The organism is Bdellovibrio bacteriovorus str. Tiberius, assembly GCF_000317895.1.
GTDB classification, from domain to species: Bacteria; Bdellovibrionota; Bdellovibrionia; order Bdellovibrionales; family Bdellovibrionaceae; genus Bdellovibrio; species Bdellovibrio bacteriovorus_F.
The window spans coordinates 2,155,629-2,174,901 of sequence record NC_019567.1 but is presented as its reverse complement, the minus strand read 5'-3'; the positions used below and the strand labels follow the sequence as shown (position 1 = coordinate 2,174,901).

The following is a 19,273-nucleotide window of genomic DNA, read 5'->3' as shown; positions in this document are numbered from 1 at the left end:
AAATTATGTAAAAATACTTCGGAATGCTCTCAAGGAAGACAGCTTGAACGACCTACAGAAATGGATACGCATACGTAAAGACCTTTACCTGCAAATGGAAAAGCAGGTGCGGCATCGACTGGGACGGGACACGCCCGAGTTGATGCGCTATCAAAAGGTCTATGAAAAGGAGTTCTCCAGGAAATGGACGGCCTCCACCAAAGAAGCTCTTTGGGAGCAGATGAGTCACTCTCAGGTCGTTATGGTCGGGGATTTTCACGCTCTTCACCAGTCGCAAAAAGCCCAGGCGCGCATCCTGCGCCATATCCCCAAAGACCGCAAAACCATTCTGGCTGTAGAGTTCCTTGAGGCCGCAGATCAGGAAAAGATCGACCGCTATATGTCCGGGAAGATGTCAGAGCGTGATTTTCTAAAATCAGTGCAGTGGCAGACCAAGTGGGGATTTCCCTGGGAATACTATCGCCCTTTGTTGCGCTGGGCGCAAAAAAACAAGGTCGCTGTCCGCGGTATCAACCGCAGTTATAAAAAACGCAATGCCACGACTTTGAAGTCACGGGATGTCTTTGCTGGCAAAAAAATTGCTGAATTGGTGAAGGCACATCCGGATCATTTGGTTTTCGTTATCTATGGGGACTTGCATCTGGCATCAGAGCATATTCCCGCTGAGATCGTCCGCACTCTGGGGGCGCCATTTGCAAAACGCATTTTGCGCATCTTCCAGAACTCTGAAAAAATCTATTTCCAGTTGCTGAATCGGGAGCTGGAGGCCAGCACGGATTTGGTGCGCCTGTCGCAAAATGTCTTCTGTCTGATGAGTGTTCCGCCGTGGGTGAAGTGGCAAAATTATCTGATGTATCTGGAGCAGACCTATGATCTGGGGCTGTATGAAGATGACGACGACGATGAGGACCTGCTGGATTATACGGATCATGTCGGTCGTTACGTTAAGATCATCTCGGAAGAACTGGGGCTGACGGTTTCAACCTCCAGTTTATCGGTGTATACAGCCCGGGACAGTTCTTTCTGGAGTCAGGTGCGCGAGCATTATGACCCCAAAAAGCTGCGCTGGATAGAGATGATGATTGCAGATGAAAACTCTTTCTATTTGCCGGAAATCGGTGCGGCCTATCTGGCGCGGGGAACGGTGAATCACGCGGCCTCATTGGCGATGCATTTTGTGCATGGTCAGGTCAGTGGTGAAAAGCTGATTCCGATGGATGTTCCGGCAGATTTCCTGCGTCTGATCTGGAAAGAAGCTGTGGCCTATTTTGGTTCCAAAATCATCAACCACAAACGTAAGACCGACACGATTGCTGATATCAAGGCAAGTCTTGCAGCGCGCGGTCCCTCGGATCTGGGGAAAGAAGCCCTGCAGTTGGCGCTTGCTCAGAAGATGCATGAATTGATGGTGATCACCGGTGTCCCGGGGCATCGTCTGCAGGCACGTCCGCGTAAAAAGTGGAGCTATGTTCTGGCAGCGTCTTTGTTGGGCGGGATGATGGGTGAGCGTTTGTTTGGCGGATATCAAAAAAAACTGATCAAGGCGGCCACTTTGGCAACCTTCCTGAAAAAGCCATTGGGCAATCCGCATTTTGATGTGGTTTACTATGAAGCACTGGAAGTGATCGAGTCCTTGCCGGCACCGTTCCTGAGCAAAAAGGAAAAGTTATGAAAAATGACCGTTGGTACTACAACAAAAACTTAAAACCCCAGGGCCCCGTCGGTTTTGAAGAAGTCCGTCAGCTCATACTAAAAGGTGACATCGGTCCGCATGATTTGATTTCCTGCGATGCTGATGGCAGCTGGAAGTCAGCTTGGGAATGGGGATTTGATCGCAGTCTGTTCCCGGCGACTCAAGGCTATGTGCAGGGGATGGATGTCGCCGCGGATGATAAAGAGTGGGTGTTGCTGGTGGCCTCAGATGATGGCAAGGCCATGGTGCAAGAAGGGCCTTATTCTGTGCGTGAAATTCAGGAATCTGTGCGCAGTCAGCGCGTCAGTGCTCAGAACTATATCTGGAAATCCGGCATGAGCGGGTGGTCGCGAATTTTGGATCGCCCTGAATTTAATTAAGGGCGTCTTTAAGGTCCTTGCCGGGTTTGAACTTGGGAATGTAAGCGCTGGGAATTTTCACCGTTTCGCCGGTTTTGGGATTGCGTCCCTGGCGGGCTTTGCGGGAGCTTCTGGAGAATGTGCCAAAGCCAACAAGTTTGACTTCATCTCCATCTTTTAATGCTTCCTGAATGGCTTCCAGAGTGGCGTCGAGAATCAGTTCGGATTGACTCTTGGTTGTCTTTGTTTTTTCTGCGACCAGTTCCACCAATTGCGCTTTATTCATAGCTCATCAATCCTTATCCCGAAGGAACTTACCCTAATTTTCTGTGTCGGGATGGTCAAGTTAAATGAAATTTTCAGGTCCTGGATGTGTTGCAGAAATTAATGGCTGTTAAGTGTCATAGTTACTATTTTCTGCTCCATTGGGTACTATGGACTTTTGATGGGGAGGCTTCATGGCATTCGTTCTTGCGCTTTTGTTTCCGGTTTTCGGATTTGCTCAAAACTATTCTTCCGCAACCCTTTACGATTTGAAATCCAATCGTCAAAAAACTCTCTTTACTTTGAATGTAGATCTTGCTGCGCCGGCTGACGGCGTGCAAACGCAGACGGAATTTCGCGATACAGAAGGCAACGTTGTCGTCAGTGAAAAAGGCCTGATCAAAGGGGCTGACGTGCTGTCTTATGAAATCGATCGCAAGCAAACCGGCGAAAAAGGCCGCTTCCAGGTTCGTGATGGCCGTATTTATTTTGAATATGAAGGCCCGGGCGGCAAAAAGAAAAGTGCGGATGAAAAACTGAGCGGCTTTGTTTTAAGCACTCCTAATTTCAACGCCTTTGTTGAAAAAAACTGGGATGCCTTAACCGCCGGCAAACCTTTGGATGTTCGCTTTGCAGTTTGGGATCGTCTGGAGACTGTCGGGTTCACTTTGCAAAAGGTCGGCGAAAAAGATGTGGCTGGCGTAAAATGGATGGAGCTGCGTATGAAGCCCACAAGTTTCATTATCGCCGCTATCGTGGATCCGATTCATCTTTGGTATTCCCATGCTGACAAGAAGCTGCAGGTAATGAAAGGCCGCGTGGCGCCGAAAATTCAGAAGGATGGCAAGTGGAAGGATCTGGACGCCGAGAGCGTCTATACCTACGACCAGAAGTCCGTCTCAAAATAAGACAGTCTCAATATTTATCGGTTTTTGCCGATAAGTGAGACATGAAAAATCAGAACTCTTTATTTGTCGTTTTCTGCCTGTGCCTGGCTGTCGGGTTCATGGGAGTGTATGCCACATTCGTGGCGCATTTTAATGGTCATGAAGAGTATGAAATGCGTCTGGCATCCCTGCAAAAACAGGTGGAAAAAGAGAAATTCAACAACTCTCTTTTGACCTACCAGTTGAAGGACTTCCAGCAAACAGTTGCGCAGGTTCTGCCGAACGATAAAACACTTCAAGCAAAGTATGAGCTTCATAATCTTTCCGCAGTGGTGCGTGCTCCGGCCAGTGAAGAGGCTTTGGATCTGTCTGGCGCCATCTATGAAAAGGGAAAGCGTTACTTTAACGGTCAGGAATATGACCGTGCCATTCGTGAATTTGGCCAGTTGTTGGAAAAATACCCATTGTCCCAACACAGTGTTGAGGCGCGTTTTTTCATTGCTGAAAGCTACTTCCTGAAAAAAGACTATCGCAGCAGTTTGGGGCAGATTGACGAGATGGTGACTCAGTACCCGCAGCACGATCTGACGGGCTTTATTCTGCTTCGCATGGGACAGATCAGCGAGCTGAACAGTCAAAGCGAAGAAGCGGCTGAAATCTATAAAACCGTGGCTAAGAATTTCAAGAATGAAAACCTGAAAAAACAGGCGCGCAAACTGGCGCAAAGTGTTGAGTAGTATGAAGAAAATCGTGCGCTTGATGTTATTCTTGATGGCATTTCAGATGGAGGTCCGGGTTCGGGCCGCCGGGGATCTGATTGAGCAGCCATCGGCTTGCCTGAAATCTCAGGAAAGCTGCGCGATTCAGGTGACCGGTTCCGCTTTCCATTTTGAAAAAGGCAACAATCAGCTGCATGTAACCACGGGTTCAGCCCTGGTTCGTCTGGCCCCGGATCAATGGCGCCTGGTGAAGGGCGCTGTCTGGGTTGAAGGTGGAAAAAACCTGCAGCTTGAAAGTCTTTATGCCACCACCAAGGCGACAATGGGTGAGTACTGGGTGATTTCCCAGGATTCCCGCATTTTGATCCGCAATATGAATGCATCCCTTAAAGTGACTTTACGCGATGGGAAGACTTTGGAAATCCCAGAGGGTTTCGAAGTCTGGGTTGCGGGTATGAACTCTCATGGTAAAACCGAATACGGCATGATTGAACCTGTGAATATGAAAGAGCATTTGCCGATGTGGAACTCCCTTTATCGTGGCAGCAAAGAGGACTTCGTGAAAGAAGTGCGTTTGTATCGTGATAACTGGGGTGATCTGGCGCAGAAATCCAGCCAGCTTTATCAGGCCTTGACTGAAAGAAAGATTGCCTCCATCGAGGCTCAGGAAAAGGCCGAAGAAACGCGCCGCCAGCGAAAAGCCGCGGAACTGCAGCGCATGAAAGATCTGTACCGCCAGCGCGTCTTTGAGCGCTAGACTCTGGTCCTGATTTTAATTTGCATTCCATGTCATTTGAAGTTTCTTCCCATGCCTCATGTTACCCTGAGGTCTGGGAGGATAGGATGTCTTCTATTTCATCATCGGATCGTGCGCGTCAGGACGAAAAAATTCGCAAGACTCGGGAAGAGTACGAAAATCGCGAAAGCGAAAATGCCAAGCGCCGTAATGCGGAAGTTAAACGACTTGAGCAGCGTCATCACGACGAAATCAAGAATATCACTGATGAATATGAAGGCCGTATCGCCGAACTGAAGGATCGCAACCGCGAGACTTTGAGTGAGCGCGACTATGAAAACTCCAAGAAAATCGATGAAGTCCGCCAGACTTATCGCGAATCTTTGCGCAATAAAACGGAAGATGCTTACAACGCCCGTGAAGAGCAAAAAGCGGCCTATGAAAGCACCATCAAAAAGCAAAAAGAAATCAATGATTCCCAGAAGCAAAACCTGGTCGGACAGCTGAATTCAGAAGTCAGCAACCGTGATGAACGATTTCAGACCGCAATTGAAGAAAACCGCACTAAATCCCAGAAAGCCATCCACGACAACGCCCGCAAGCTGAATGAAGCTCACGAGCGTGAAAGAGATGCCATTGTAACCAGTCACGATGAAACATTGCGCTCGAAAGACCGTAATGAGCGTGAGATGCGCAAGTCCTATGAGGGGCGCCTGAAGCAGTCTGAGCGTCAGCGTGAGGCTGATAATTCCCGCTGGTCCCAGAAGTATTCTGACTATGTTACTAACAGCAAGGAAGAGTACGGCGACAATCTGCAGATGAAGCAGGAAATCATGGATCAGGAGCGTGTGGCGGTTCGTGATAAGTACGAAAACACCTTGTCTCAGAAATCCAACTTGATGGACGAGCAGAATCAGAACTTCCGTGATTCCGTGAATGGTCGTATCAACAGCCAGATCCGGTCCCGTGACAGTCAGATTCAGCGTCTGAACAGCCGTTTGAATAATGAAATTTCCAAGAATGAACGTCTGCGTGGTATTGAGCGCCGCAATCTGACGCAAGCTTATGAACAGCGTTTGAATCTTTCTGAAGAACAGCGTGAAAACGCTGTGGATCGCATGAAAGATATCAACGACGAGCGTATTGGCAAGGTTTTGACCGAAAATCAGAAGCTTTTGCGAAATACGGATCGTGAGAATAAATCCCAGGTCAGCATCATGAACACGCGTCATCGCGAGGAAAAAGAAAATCTGCTGACGACTCACAAAGATCAGGTCACGCAGGTGGCGAACAATGCCGAAGCCCGCGTGAAAAAAGTGATCGATCTGACCAATAAGAATCAGGATCAGATGGAGCGCTATTATGGTGATTCTTTGGACACCATGAAGGCGAACTATATGGAACGCATGGACGTGGTGCGCGAGAAAAACAGCGCGGACCATTCGGCCAATCATAAAGCTATGACGGAGCGCTTCAGAACTATGGAAGCCAGCTTCAATGCCAAGATGGAGCAAACCGTAAAGACTTATGAAGACCGTCTGGCATCATTGAAAGACAGTCAGGATCGTGAGTTGAAGCGTATGGAGAAAATGTACGCGACCCGAACTGACGAGCAGGGTAAATCCGGCAAAATGGAGAAAGACTCCATGCAGATGAAGTACGAAGCCAAGATCGCTCAATTGAACAATTCACATCAGGATCAACTTGATAGAATGAATAGACGCCATGAGGAAGATATGCAAAACTTGTCTGTGAAGATGAGTTCATATAGCAGGAAGGCGTAGTTCAAATGTTAGCAGATCGTCGAGCGAAGATTGTGGCCACTATTGGCCCAGCGACACGTGATGAGAAAAATCTGGAAAAAGCAATTAAGGCGGGCATGAACGTGGCTCGCCTTAACTTTTCGCACGGAAGCCATGAAGACCACCTGAAGGTGGTTCATTCCCTGCGCAAGCTCTCTAAAGAGCTGCAGGCGCCCGTGGCAATTCTGCAGGATCTGCAGGGCCCTAAAGTCCGCGTGGGCAAATTCGAAAATGGTTCCATCGAAATTAAACCTGGCGAAAAACTGGTTGTGACCACTGCCAAGGTTCTGGGGAAGCCAGGGTTGATCCCTTCGGATTTCCAGGAATTGCCAATGGCTTGTGTGCCGGGCACTCGTATCCTGTTGGATGACGGCCTGATGGAGATCAAGGTTCTGGCTGTTCGCGGGGAAGAGCTGGATGTTGAAGTCATCTATGGCGGCATTCTGAAAGACCGCAAGGGCATGAACCTGCCGGGCGTGAATCTGCCGGTGGAATGCATGACTCCGAAGGATCTGGAAGACCTGCAGTTTGGTATCGCCAACAAAGTTGATTATATCGCCCTGAGTTTCGTGCGCCATGCCCGTGATATTCGCAAACTCCGTGAATTGATTGAGGCGGGTAATTCCAACGCGAAAATCGTGGCGAAAATTGAGATGGTGGAAGCTATCGAAAATCTGGAAGAAATCTGTCGTCTGAGTGATGCCGTAATGGTGGCGCGAGGGGACTTGGCTGTGGAAGTCGGACAAAGCCGTCTGCCGGGTTATCAAAAGCGTATCATCCAGGTGTGCAATCAGTTGGGTAAGCCGGTAATCACGGCGACTCAGATGCTGGATAGTATGGTTGAAAATCCTCGCCCAACCCGTGCGGAAATCACGGATGTGGCCAATGCAGTTTTGGATGGTTCTGATGCGTTGATGCTGTCGGCGGAATCTGCCAGCGGCAAACATCCATTCAAGTGCATTCGCACCATGCATGAAATTATCACCGAAGTGGAACGCAATGAGGAAGAATATTATAAAATCTCTCTTGAAAATGAGTTCCTGAGCACGCCAGCGTCCATCGCAGCCAGTGCTTCATTGAGTGCGTTGAAGCTGAACGCCACGGCGATCATCTGTCTGACGACTTCCGGTAAGACGGCAAATATCATTTCTGCTTTCCGTCCGAAAGCGCGCATCATCTCTGTGACTCAGCATCTGGATGTTTTGAATGGCATGGAATTGGGATGGGGTATTCAGACTCACGCGATTAAGCCATACAAGACGATGGAAGATATTCTGCGTGAAGTGGATCTGCTGTTGGTGTCTCATGGCTTGGGTAAAACCGGGGACCGTGTGATTCTGACATTGGGGCAGCCTATCGCTTGTGGCGCCAAGACCAATTCGATCTATGTGCACACGGTGGGTGGGGAAAACGTGGCGAAGCTTGCTAATGACAAGCTGCCTCTGCGTTGTCAGGAAGAGCCGGTTGTTGAGTAATCGGCTTTCAAAATGAAGAATAAAAAAAAGCCAGGGTCACCCCTGGCTTTTTTATTCTGTCTGATTCCAGCTCCGCCGAAGCAGGCTAGCGAAGTTTCTTTTTCAGATTGTTCACGATAGTCCAATTGCGTGCCAGCGGTTCAACGTAAGGCAGTTCCACCATGATGTAGACGCCTTTTTCATCCATGATTTTTTCTGTCAGATATTTCTTCTCGATCAAAGAATTTACATCATCCGCGCGGATCAACTGACCCAGTTCTTTCATGGATTCATTCTGCACATCAGTCAGATCGACTTTGTACAGACCCTTGTGGTTCGGCTGAGATCTGCGGGCAAACAGCAGAATGCCGTTCAGAATATTCACTTCCAGCTCGGACAAAGCTGGAAGACGGTCTTTTTCCTGTTTGAACAGCCACTCGTTATACCAGTCAACAAAGCCAAACAGCTCCTGAGGTTTCAGGTTGGTGACTTTTTGAGTGCCGTCGCCGCGGTCTTCCTGGGAAAGATATCCAAGGTCCGTCAGCGCGTTGGTGATACTTTGCATTTTATTGGTGGCTTCCTGGAAGATCTGAATCGTGTAATTGCGAATCAGTACTGACGAGAAGCTCAAGCCCCCGCCATCTTCGGCTTTTCCGTATTTGTTGCCAACCAGATTCAAAATGGAAATGTACTTGTTCACGATGTGAGGCGGGAAGCGCTCTTCATCGGGATTGGTGTTTTCAAGCAGGCGGATTTTCTGATTCGCATCACGCAGTTTTTCATTCAGGGTTTTCATGATGGCGCGAACCCACACTGGCAGTTGATCCATCTGCTTGTTCAAAGAGTCGTAAGGAAGTGCGATCACTTCAGAATCTTTGGTGGCTTTCACATTCGCGCTGCGGGGTTTTTTGTCGAACAAAGCCATTTCGCCGACCATCGCACCCGCTTGGATTTCAGCAATCACAACTTCGGTGTTGCCTTTGCTTTTGGTGATGGCAAAGCCGCCGGTCTTAACGATGTACATGGCATCTGGAGCGTCCCCATCTCGGAATAGATAGGTGTCTTTTGCCACTTTTTTTGCCTCAGCCACGAAAACCCCACTCGCAAGTACGTGAAGATTTATTATCTATGGGATTTTCAGACAGAGCAATGTGGTGCTGGACCTTGGTGGGTGTAAGAACGGGAAGTGTATAAAACCAAGACGGCTTCTTTGCAGGAAGCCGTCTTGAAGTGAAACTAGAATGTCATCGCTTTGCAGTCTGGGGCGATTTTCATTTTGCCCTCAGTGGCTGCCAGAACTTTTTCCGGAGACAAATCCGGAGCATATTCTTTCAAAACGAAACCTTCAGGTGTGATTTCGATCACGCCGAAATCGCTGACGATTTTCTTGATGCATTTAACGCCGGTCAATGGCAGCGTGCACTTGCTGCGAAGTTTGGAATTACCTTCCTTGTCCGTGTGCTGCATGGCCACGATCACATTGCGGGCTCCCGCAACCAAATCCATCGCGCCGCCCATTCCTTTAACCATTTTGCCAGGAACCATCCAGTTGGCGATGCTGCCGGTTTCATCAACCTCCATCGCACCCAACACAGTCAGATCCACGTGACCGCCGCGAATCATCGCAAAGCTGTCAGCGCTGGAAAAGAAGCTGGCACCCGGAAGTGCCGTCACGGTTTGTTTGCCGGCGTTGATCAGGTCAGCGTCAATATTGGCTTCTTTCGGGAATGGACCCATGCCCAAAAGGCCGTTTTCACTCTGTAACATAACGAATTTATCCCGAGGGATGTAGTTCGCCACCAAAGTTGGAATCCCAATACCCAGATTCACGCAATAGCCGTCTTCAACTTCCTGAGCGATACGTTGAGCAATTTGTTCTCTTGTTAATGGCATTTTGCTCTCCTATCCCTTGGAAACTGTTTTTTGTTCAATGCGTTTTTGATAATCAGAACCCTGGAAGATACGTTGCACGTAAACACCCGGAGTATGAATCTGATCCGGATCCAGTTCGCCGATTTCAACCAGTTCTTCAACTTCAACCACGGTGATTTTTCCGGCAGTTGCCGCCATCGGATTGAAATTGCGCGCGGTTTTTCTGAAGATCAGATTTCCGAACTTGTCGCCCTTCCAGGCTTTCACAAGTGCAAAGTCACCTTTGATGCCTCTTTCAAGGACATAATCGCGACCATCGAATTGTTTGATCTCTTTGCCTTCAGCCACCAGTGTGCCGACTCCTGTCGGAGTGTAGAAACCAGCGATTCCAGCGCCTCCCGCACGAATGCGTTCAGCCAAGGTTCCTTGCGGGCAGAATTCCAATTCAAGTTCGCCGCTCATGTAAAGCTTTTCGAACAAAGCGTTTTCGCCCACATAAGAAGAAATCATTTTTTTGATCTGGCGTTTTTGCAAAAGCAAACCCAGACCGAAATCATCCACGCCCGCGTTATTAGAAACGCAAGTCAGGCCTTTTACGCCCATTTCGTTCAAAACGGTGATGCAGTTTTCCGGGATGCCGCAAAGGCCGAAGCCCCCCAGCACCAGAGTCATATTGTCTTTGACGTCAAAGAGCGCGCTCTTGGCGTCTTTAAACACCTTTTTACTCATGTTGATTACGCCTTCTCGATGATCAATGCCACCGCTTCACCGCCACCGATGCACAAAGTAGCCAGGCCGTAGCGTTTGTTGTGAGTGTGCAAAGCATGAACCAAAGTCGCCAGAATACGCGCGCCAGAAGCACCGATCGGGTGACCGATAGCCACCGCACCACCGTGGATGTTCACTTTAGCTGCCGGGATTTCAAGTTCTTTCATCGCCACTTGAGTCACAACTGCGAAAGCTTCGTTGATTTCCCAAAGATCCACATCGCCCACTTTCAGGTTGGCTTTGTTCAGGGCCGCTTTGATCGCGCCCACTGGAGCCGTGGTGAAGTATTTTGGTTCATGCGCGAATGTTGCGTGAGCCACGATTTTCGCCAAAGGTTTGATGCCGCGTTTTTTCGCTTCAGATTCGGACATCAAAACGTGGGCCGCCGCACCGTCGTTGATTTTGGAAGCGTTGGCAGCCGTGATGGTGCCGGCTTTGTCGAATGCTGGTTTCAAGCCAGGGATTTTGTCGAAGTTCGTGTTGAACGGTTCTTCGTCTTTATCGATAGTCACAGCACCTTTGCGGCCTTCAACCACAATAGCTGCGATTTCATTTTTAAATGCGTTTTTCGTCCACGCATCCTGAGCTTTTTTGTAGGAATCAATTGCGAAAGCATCTTGTTCTTCACGAGTGAAACCGTGCTCTTTCACGCAGATTTCAGCCGCATTACCCATGTGGAAGTTATTGTATGGATCCCAAAGACCGTCTTTGATCATGGAGTCAGTCATTTGTGTCGGACCCATGCGGTAACCGGAGCGGGAGTTTTCAAGCAAGTGCGGAGCCAAAGTCATGTTTTCCTGACCGCCAGCCACTGCAATTTTAGTGTGACCCAAAGCGATGGAATCAGCTGCCAGCATCACGGATTTAAGACCGGAGCCGCACACTTTGTTGATGGTCATGCAGGGAGTGGAGTTCTTCAAACCCGCACCCAAAGCCGCTTGACGCGCTGGAGCCTGGCCGACACCTGCAGTCAGAACTTCACCCATGATGCACTCATCGATTTCGTCAGGAGAAACACCTGCGCGAGAGATAGCTTCCTTGATTGCTGCCGCACCCAGTTTTGGTGCAGGAACAGAGGCAAAGCCTCCTTGGAAAGTAGCTACAGGGGTTCTTACGCTGCTCACAATTACGACATTTTCCATTTTCACCTCAAATTTACCTGTCAAATTAGTCTCGGGCGATTTCCGTCCGAAGCTTTATAAATACCTTATTGTAAATGCCCGGATACTTTTTTATATTTTAGGAACAGAGTCAATAGCCCCCGGGATGGGGCAGGGGAGTCAACGCATGTCAGCGATTAGTTTCATTCTTGCCCACCTCGTTTTTCAGCCAGTGATGGCGGCGACTTTTGACGTGCCAGTCTCTGAAGGGGACCGTCTGGTCCTCAAAGGACTTGAGGCTCAGGTTCAGATGGTGGCGCAGCCTGGTGCAGCGTTGCGGGTTTCAGGTGTGGAGCAGTCCGGCGCTGAAGGCGTTTTTATCATCGAAAAGAAAAATAATATCATCGAAGTGCGCATGAATGAATACAGCGGGAAAAGAACCTGGCTGAACATCTTGCCAAAAGCGAATACACAACTGAAAAAAATTGAAATCACCGGTCCGGGAATGCCTACAGAAGTGCAGTTGCGCGGTGGATCCGTGGTGGCGCAGAAGTGGAATAAAGACCTTAAAGTGAGCCTGACTCAAGGCCGCGTTGCAGCACTTAATGGTGCCGGGACTTTGCAGGTTTACGTGCAAAAAGGGGATGTGTCGGTGTCGGATCACCTGGGTAAGGTGGAGGCTGATTCCTATTCTGGCAGCATGACTCTTAAAAACATCCAGGGCGATGTGGAAGCTTCGCTTTTCTCCGGACAGATGAACATCGAAAAAGTGCGTGGTTTCCTGACCGTATCGGCACAGCAGTCGGCAGCCAAGGTCAATCAAAGCAACGGGACTATCCAGTTTGAAAGCGGCAAGGGCAGTCTGAATATTCAGGGCTTCCAGGGGCGCATTGAAGGTCAGAACCAGGATGCTGCCATCACAATTGGCATGACTCTGGATTCTGAAGTGGATGTGAAATCCAAGTCCGGCAAAGTCAGCATTCAGACGCCTCCGGGATCGGGAGCTTCTTTGAATTTGATGACGGTGGAAGGTGAAATTGTTGTTCCTTCGGAACTTCGTGTGACGAAGCTCAGTGCGGAAAAAAGTGTGCGTGGACGCCTTCGTGGCGACGCACCTAGAGGAAGCATTTTTGTGCGCAGTCAAGATGGCACTATTTCAGTGAAATGAGTTGACAGCTTTTCTCAAATGTCTGACAGATGAAATGATCATCTAAAGCACTACCAGGTAGAACTATGGCAAAAATCGTTAAAAAGAAGCCCGCGGCCAAAGCCGCTGCAAAACCAGCTAAGAAAGCGCCCGCAAAAGCCGCAAAGCCAGCTCCTAAAAAGCCGGCTCCGAAGGCTGTTGTGAAGAAAAAGGCCGATAAAGCCCCTGTTAAGGTGGCTAAAAAGCCTGAGGCGAAGAAAAAGCCGGAAGTAAAACCGGCAAAAGCCCCGGTTAAAGCAGCCAAAGAGACCAAAGAGGTTAAAGAAACCAAGGTCGAAGCGGCCAAAAAAGCCGAGAAAAAGGCAGCCCCGCAACCTGCTCCTGAAAAAGCTGCGCCTAAAAAAGAGGCAAAAGCCCCTAAAAAAGGCAAAGCGAAGAAGGAAAAGGACGAAAACGAGCTGGAAGACGATTTTATCGCCGATGACGATCTGATGGGTGATGAAATTGGCGAGTACGAGGAAGAGCTCAAAGCCGTCGAGGAATCCGAAGAGGAGATCGAGGTTGATGAAGAGTGGGTTGCCGAAGAAAAAGCCAAGTCTGACGAAGAAGTGGTTCTGACGGATGCCGAAGGCCGCCGTTACTGCCGTGCCCGCGATTGCGATCAGATCGCTGCTGTGGATGCATACTGCCGTTACCACTACCTGATGTTCTGGAAGAAGATCCAAGTTCGTAAGAAGATCCTTCAGGACGGTAAACTTGAGCGTTATGTGGAAGAGCTAACCTCTCGTTATCCGGATAAATTCCTGGAAATGATCCGCCGTGATTTGCGCACCGAAAAAGACTTCCTGGCTGCCATCCAAGAGCTGGAAATCGACGAATCAGCGAGCGACAATGACTTTGAAGAGGATAACAGCGCATTCATCGAAGAAGTTCGTGGGATGGGCGAAGGGTCCGGTTCCGGCGTCGAAGACGACGAGTACTAGAACGTCTTTAAAATTAAGATTTAGGAAGACCTGCCCGATGAGGGTGGGTCTTTTTTTTGCCTTTTGGGGACATGAACGGGTGCGTTAGGGGTCCTTAATTTTATTGCAAAGAGGAAATCTCACCGCTACTACTAACCGCGGTTACACAAATATAAGTCGGAGATAGGGTCTGACGTTTCTACCTGCCACCGTAAAGGGCAGTCTATTTGGAGCGAATATGTTGAAGAGCGCAGTTCTCTTTGTTGTTGTTTTGTTCTCTGTTTCCATGTCCCAGGCTTATGAAGCCTTTCCGAAGGGACCAGATGCTTCCCTGACGCCGGGGGCTCTTTGCAACCGTCCGTCTGAATACCGTTACCCTGAAAAGATCAAATACTGTGAGCGTGATGTGTCTTCCTCCCAGAAGGCTGCTATTTTCCAGAAATACGATCAGATCGGTTACAGAACACGCTCTATGAAGCGTCTGGCATTCAAGATCGATCACTACATCCCGCTTTGTGCAGGTGGCAGCAACGATGCTAAAAATCTGTGGCCACAGCACGAATCTGTTTACGAAATCACTGACAAATTGGAAGCTCTGATCTGTGAAAAAATGGCTGCCGGCCGTTTGCTTCAGAAAGACGCTGTGGAAATCATCATTCAGGCTAAAAATCACCTGAATGAAGTTCCAGAAATCGAAGCTCGCGTTCGCGAACTTTAATCTTTGAATTTATATTATCTCTGTTTCGAGGGGCGCCCGTGTCTGAATTAAGGCACGGGCATTTTTCGTTTTAGGGGTTCATGGCGTGCAGGGTGTTGAAGCGGTTCATGATCCGTTCATAGGTTCCGTCAGCGCGGATGGCCTGCAGACCCTTTTCAAAGACATGCGCGTAGTGCGCTCCATCTTTATGGCTCTTTGAAAAATTCAAATACAATCCGTCCTTGGACAGCCGACCCACCGGTTGAATCTTTTTGGCCAGCTCGGGGTGGCTTTTTAAAAGGTATTCTCCGGTCAGGCCCCACACCACTGCATAGTCGATGCGATTGCTGGCCAGCTTTTCCAGCTGGGATTTTTCAGTGGGGCTTTGTGAATGCAGAATCTTTTTGTTCTGTAAAAACTCTGTCGGGTAAGTGTAGCCATTTGTGGTGCCGACGACTTTGTTTTCCATGTCTTTCAAAGTCACATTTTGTTTGCTGTCGCGGATACGGCCATAGACGACCATCTCGGCTTCAAACATCGGTGTCTTGTGAAAGATGTATTTGTCTTTGGTGTCCCGGTTGATGATGGTGTCAAAGCATCCCAGGGATTTCCCTTTTTCAACTTCATAAATACAGCGGGCAAACGGCACGGGGCGGGTGATGACGGTGACGCCCTGACTTTTGAAGGCGGCTTTCACAATTTCCGGAGCCAGACCCACAACGTCTTTGTAGTCGGCAGATGCTGAAGAGTAAGGGGCCCAATCATCCTCGCCATTGATAACGATGGTGTTGCCTCGGGCGAAATTCCCGGAACAGGTGAGTGTCAGTATTAGAAGTAGTTGCAACATCCTGAGTCCTTCAAACATCTTCTTTCATTATCCTGATAAGCAGCGTGAGAGCTAACTAAAAAATATGTCGAATCAAAAATACCGCGGCCAATGTTGTCTATTTGCAGATTGGATTTTGCGGTTCTTTTTCACAGACATATTTTTTGAACTGTTCATTCTGCAGTTTCAAAGTTTGAACTTCCTCTTTCAAAGAAGCGATTTCACGCCTGGTGTTTTGAGAATCTTTGTTCCAAATCTCGTAAAACTCTTTAAGGGCGTTAAACAGCGGCGCCACCAGATTTCCGTAAGTCACGGACTTGTAGCCATCAGCGTCTGTTTTCACAGCTTGAGGGAACACTGTTTCCACATCCTGTGCGATCACCCCGATTTGCTGACTTGGATCCGGATTCATTCCCGGCTTCCAGTGATAGGTCACACCCTGCACTTGCAGCGCTTTTTTCAACGCATCCGGAATGACTTCGATGTCGGTTTTAAAGCGACGATCCGAACCGTTGGAATAGGTTCCCGCGATCCACATGTTTCCGGACGAGTTTGTAAAGTTCATGCGCTGACCAGCAGAGCTGTCCCAGAAGCGGAACATGCCAGTGCTGGCCTGATAGCCATAGCCAAAATATTTTCCGCCGTCAGCACCTTCATAAGGCACATAGACATCCAGATTGGAACTGGTGGCAGAACGTCTTAACGTAAAGATGCCCTGGTCATTGCTGTAATCTCCAATAGTCAGGATGCCGCTTTGAAAGCCGGTGCCAGAGCTCCCGATAGAAACCTGTCCATTATAACCAATGATCATGCGCAGGACGGGCGTCATTGCGTTTCCAACGGTATTTCCGCCGTTGCCGTAAAATGAGATTCCAGTGGGCACCATTTGCATGGCGGTGACGTTGGTGGTTTCTGCAACCCAGTTGTCGTTGCTGTATTTCGCCCCGGCAGAAAGAATCAGGCCCGCTGTAGCAGTGGGAACAGTCAGATAGCCCGCATAACCTGTGTTGGCGATACGCACTTGCGAGGTGTTGGTGGGACCAGACACGTTCAGGCGGTTGGCGGATGATGCAAAATCACCGACGCTGACATTGCCATTCGTGAACATGGCCATGACCGTTCCGGTGGTTCCGCCCACGCCCGAGTGATCATGCCAGAAATTAAGCGCACGGCCGTTGGTGGCGTTGTCTTGAACCATAGTCCAGCGGTTCGTGGCGCTGACCCCCAGATTGTATCCGCTTTGACTGGCGTCGGCGCCGTAGGTGGCGATCAGTGAATCCCCCGGGGCTGCGACGTGAAGCGGATACAAAGGGGAGCTTGTGCCAACACCCACGCGGCCGGTTCCATCGATGCGCATTTTTTCTGTGCGTGTTGCAGACCCCGTGGCGGTGGTCTCAAAAATAATTTTGCTGCCGCGATTGGTGGAACTGTGATTTTCTGTCGCACTGGCTTCGATGGCCGAAGTGGTGGTGCCTGTGCCCGAGCCATCATGCGCACGGAAATAAATTCCCCCGATCGTGTTCCCGGATTGAACGGCGGTGTTGGAAGCCAGCGTGCCGCGCGTGCGGGTCATCATCAGAGCGGCGCCGTCATATGCATTGTCCGAGGAATGAAACAGGCGCTGCTGGAAGGAATCTGTGGACTGAATATCCAGTTTATAGCTGGGAGCATCGGTGCCGATTCCCAGGCGGCCTGTTGACATCACCGCCACGCGGGTGTCGGCTGTGCCGCCAGCGCCGATATCCATGCGATTTGCAGACAGATCCACGTTCAAATAGTTTGTGTAGCCGGTGCACGCAGTGGTGGAGCATTTGCCGAAAGACCATGCGGAACCGTTGGTGTAAAACGCAGTTAAACTGCCACCGCGATCCATGATCAGTTGCGAATATAATCCTGAGTCGCCTTTAACAATAAAGGGCTGATTTGTTCCGGTATAGGCTGTCGACGAACCCCCGGCGACGATAACGCCGTCATCATAGTACAGCTTGGTTCCGGACAGACCCCATTGGCCCAAAGTCGTTGGAAGAGCACTTGCCGGCAGGCGCCCGCTGCCATCCAGAAGCAGAACTTCCCCGGCAGCAGTTCCAGCGGCTTTGGTGGAGGCTGTGCCCAAGCCTGTGACTTGCGTGTTGGCGATAGAGATATTCTGACATTCAAACTTATCCGTGATGGAACTCCAGTTCAAAGTCTGCGCGGCCGTACAGCCCGCAGCATTGAAGGCGCTTCCACCAGTCAGATTTTGCAATTCACTCAGCTTTACAAAGCCCGGTGTCCATTTGCTGGTGCCGTTGTCCCATTTCAAATAGGCATTGGCGGAAGGCGCATTTGTGGCAACCTCATACCCCTGAAGTTTTGCGACCGTCGGATTTGGATAAGTGCTGGAAAGATCACCCCCGGCGGTGCCAGTGGGTGCGGATCCGGTTGCCGCAATAGAAATACTGCCTGCACCATTGGTGATGGAAATGCCTGCGCCTGCGGTCAGGGTGGCCTTGGTCAGTGTGTTTCCGGTCGAGTTGCCAATCAATAATTCACCATTCACGAAGCTGGTCTGGCCCGTGCCGCCCTTGTTCACCGCAATGGTCGGAAGATCACTGGCCGTGATGGTAATGCCATAGCCAGACACTGTTGTTGGTTTGCCTGTCGTGATTTTGCTCCAGTCCAGAGCGGGGATATCGCTAGCCGAAATCGGGCCGTTCACTTCAGTTGCGGGCGCCCATTTTGCGCCGTCGTACTTCAGAACCTGACCCGATGTTGGTGCTGTAGCATCGACATTCACGCCTTTGATTTTATCAACTGTCACAGCGCCGATGGAACCACTGATGTCGCCGGCCACAGACACGTTGATTGCCTGACACAGGAATTTACCGCCGACAGAGCTCCAATAGGCAGTTTCGTAAGCCGCACAGTTGGCACTGCCGACGGCGGTATTAAACGTCGCTGTTGGCAGCAGTCCGCTCAAAGAGCTGTTCAGGTTGGTGATGTCACCGATCGTGATCGAGGACTTTGTCCATTCTGTGCCGGAAAACTTCATGAAGTCGCCAGCGGTGGGGGTCGCTGTTGAAACGGCAACACCCTGAAGTTTTGTCACGGAAGGATTTGGATAGGTGCCGCCGAGATCGCCGCTGGCTGCTCCGGACGGGGCGCGGGCGTCAGAAAAACGCGCGTCGTTACCCGCGGCCACCGTGTTGGCGGTCGTACCAACATTCACGGTCAATACGGGTGTTGAGTTTCCTGTGGCCACAGTCAGATAGTTGTTGGCGGAAGTGACATCCGTCACGGTGCCTCCCGCAGCGCCTGTCACTGGAGCACAAGAAAAACCAGTGCCATCAAAAGTCAGGAAGTTATTTGCAGGGCAGGCAGTGACGGTGTTCTTTAAAATGAAATCTGTGGATTGATATGAACCCAGTTTTTGTGCTGACAAAGAGTAAGCGGCATAAGGGACCGAGCGGATCTCGTTGTCCGGGGAAATGGTTTTCCATCCGGAGCCGTCATGGAATCTTACGCGCAGACGGCGTTGATCGCTGGAAGCTGGATTGTAAGTGGCACCACCATCGCAGGAAAGGCTGCCGGAGTTTTTAAATGAATCAAGCAGGGTGAAAGTTCCCGCCGTGGGATGATTTTGTGAACCAGTTCCGATCGGCACATCAAACACACCACCAGAATTTGTCAGGTCAATGTGATCAACTTGCTCGCGATAGATTATGCACTGGCCATTGGGACTTGTGATTTCAAATTGAAAACTGACGTTGCTGTATTCCAGCGGTGAACCGTCGTTCTTAAGAATTCTACCTTGATACGTGAGTGAGTTCGGTGCCGCTGCTGCTGCTGCTGAAAAAGAGAGCAGCAGAAAGCCTGTTAAAATACCAACAATCGACGTTCCGTATTTGCGAGTTTCCATGCCTAACTTATCGGCAAGAATTCGTCTTCGTTGGATATCTGTCTGAATTATCTGAATAAATCGTAATGCAGGGAAGGTCTCAGAGTGAG

17 protein-coding genes and 1 riboswitch are annotated in these 19,273 nt (G+C 49.8%); of the genes, 10 read left to right on the top strand and 7 right to left on the bottom strand.

What is annotated here, in order from left to right; translation table 11 throughout:
* Positions 1–43 precede the first annotated feature (43 nt).
* Both BDT_RS10390 and BDT_RS10385 read left to right on the top strand, forming a co-directional pair.
* Positions 44–1,672, top strand: a complete 1,629-nt coding sequence (locus BDT_RS10390; RefSeq protein ID WP_235046084.1) for a ChaN family lipoprotein — start codon at positions 44–46, stop codon at positions 1,670–1,672.
* Positions 1,669–2,073, top strand: a complete 405-nt coding sequence (locus tag BDT_RS10385; protein WP_015091195.1) for a DUF4339 domain-containing protein — start codon at positions 1,669–1,671, stop codon at positions 2,071–2,073. Before BDT_RS10390 ends, BDT_RS10385 begins: the two co-directional genes overlap by 4 nt.
* Here the strand turns inward: BDT_RS10385 and BDT_RS10380 are convergent.
* Complete coding sequence (locus BDT_RS10380) at positions 2,066–2,338, bottom strand: HU family DNA-binding protein (protein WP_011164549.1); 273 nt, start codon at positions 2,336–2,338, stop codon at positions 2,066–2,068. The two genes, BDT_RS10385 and BDT_RS10380, sit on opposite strands and share 8 nt — an antisense overlap.
* Before the next feature lie 172 nt (positions 2,339–2,510).
* On the opposite strand from BDT_RS10380, the gene BDT_RS10375 reads away from it, so the two are divergent.
* From BDT_RS10375 to pyk, 5 genes are all read left to right on the top strand, one after another.
* Entirely contained in the window at positions 2,511–3,224 is a 714-nt protein-coding gene (locus BDT_RS10375) for a hypothetical protein (RefSeq protein WP_015091194.1), read from the top strand.
* A gap of 41 nt (positions 3,225–3,265) precedes the next feature.
* Positions 3,266–3,940, top strand: a complete 675-nt coding sequence (locus BDT_RS10370) for a tetratricopeptide repeat protein (protein ID WP_015091193.1) — start codon at positions 3,266–3,268, stop codon at positions 3,938–3,940.
* A gap of 1 nt (position 3,941) precedes the next feature.
* Positions 3,942–4,679, top strand: coding sequence for a hypothetical protein (locus BDT_RS10365; RefSeq protein ID WP_015091192.1), 738 nt, complete (start codon positions 3,942–3,944; stop codon positions 4,677–4,679).
* A gap of 86 nt (positions 4,680–4,765) precedes the next feature.
* Positions 4,766–6,442: a hypothetical protein gene (locus tag BDT_RS10360; protein WP_015091191.1), complete on the top strand. Its 1,677-nt coding sequence runs from the start codon at positions 4,766–4,768 to the stop codon at positions 6,440–6,442.
* Positions 6,443–6,447: 5 nt separating this feature from the next.
* Entirely contained in the window at positions 6,448–7,935 is a 1,488-nt protein-coding gene (gene pyk / locus BDT_RS10355; RefSeq protein WP_041577624.1) for a pyruvate kinase, read from the top strand.
* Positions 7,936–8,020: 85 nt separating this feature from the next.
* On the opposite strand, the gene BDT_RS10350 is transcribed toward pyk, so the two are convergent.
* From BDT_RS10350 to BDT_RS10335, 4 genes are all read right to left on the bottom strand, one after another.
* Positions 8,021–9,004, bottom strand: a complete 984-nt coding sequence (locus tag BDT_RS10350) for a cyclic nucleotide-binding domain-containing protein (protein ID WP_015091188.1) — start codon at positions 9,002–9,004, stop codon at positions 8,021–8,023.
* A 146-nt stretch (positions 9,005–9,150) separates the two neighbouring features.
* Positions 9,151–9,807, bottom strand: a complete 657-nt coding sequence (locus BDT_RS10345) for a CoA transferase subunit B (protein ID WP_015091187.1) — start codon at positions 9,805–9,807, stop codon at positions 9,151–9,153.
* Between the two features lie 9 nt (positions 9,808–9,816).
* Complete coding sequence (locus BDT_RS10340) at positions 9,817–10,515, bottom strand: CoA transferase subunit A (protein WP_015091186.1); 699 nt, start codon at positions 10,513–10,515, stop codon at positions 9,817–9,819.
* A gap of 5 nt (positions 10,516–10,520) precedes the next feature.
* The gene (locus BDT_RS10335) at positions 10,521–11,696 is read right to left on the bottom strand and encodes a thiolase family protein (RefSeq protein ID WP_041577622.1); all 1,176 of its coding nucleotides are present in this window, start codon (positions 11,694–11,696) and stop codon (positions 10,521–10,523) included.
* Positions 11,697–11,841: 145 nt separating this feature from the next.
* Here BDT_RS10335 and BDT_RS10330 point away from each other — a divergent pair, with 145 nt between their 5' ends.
* From BDT_RS10330 to BDT_RS10320, 3 genes are all read left to right on the top strand, one after another.
* Positions 11,842–12,822, top strand: coding sequence for a DUF4097 domain-containing protein (locus BDT_RS10330; protein WP_235046083.1), 981 nt, complete (start codon positions 11,842–11,844; stop codon positions 12,820–12,822).
* 65 nt (positions 12,823–12,887) lie between these two features.
* Positions 12,888–13,784: a hypothetical protein gene (locus BDT_RS10325; protein ID WP_015091183.1), complete on the top strand. Its 897-nt coding sequence runs from the start codon at positions 12,888–12,890 to the stop codon at positions 13,782–13,784.
* Between the two features lie 127 nt (positions 13,785–13,911).
* Positions 13,912–14,009, top strand: a riboswitch (purine riboswitch).
* Positions 14,002–14,481 carry a hypothetical protein gene (locus BDT_RS10320; protein WP_015091182.1) on the top strand — a complete coding sequence of 160 codons (480 nt, stop codon included), beginning with the start codon at positions 14,002–14,004 and terminating at the stop codon, positions 14,479–14,481. Its footprint overlaps the riboswitch before it by 8 nt.
* Positions 14,482–14,551: 70 nt before the next feature.
* Here the strand turns inward: BDT_RS10320 and BDT_RS10315 are convergent, their stop codons facing one another.
* Together BDT_RS10315 and BDT_RS10310 are read right to left on the bottom strand one after the other, a co-directional pair.
* On the bottom strand, positions 14,552–15,307 hold the full coding sequence (locus BDT_RS10315; RefSeq protein WP_015091181.1) for a substrate-binding periplasmic protein: 756 nt from the start codon (positions 15,305–15,307) through the stop codon (positions 14,552–14,554).
* Positions 15,308–15,404: 97 nt separating this feature from the next.
* Positions 15,405–19,184 carry a tail fiber domain-containing protein gene (locus tag BDT_RS10310; RefSeq protein ID WP_015091180.1) on the bottom strand — a complete coding sequence of 1,260 codons (3,780 nt, stop codon included), beginning with the start codon at positions 19,182–19,184 and terminating at the stop codon, positions 15,405–15,407.
* Positions 19,185–19,273 lie beyond the last annotated feature (89 nt).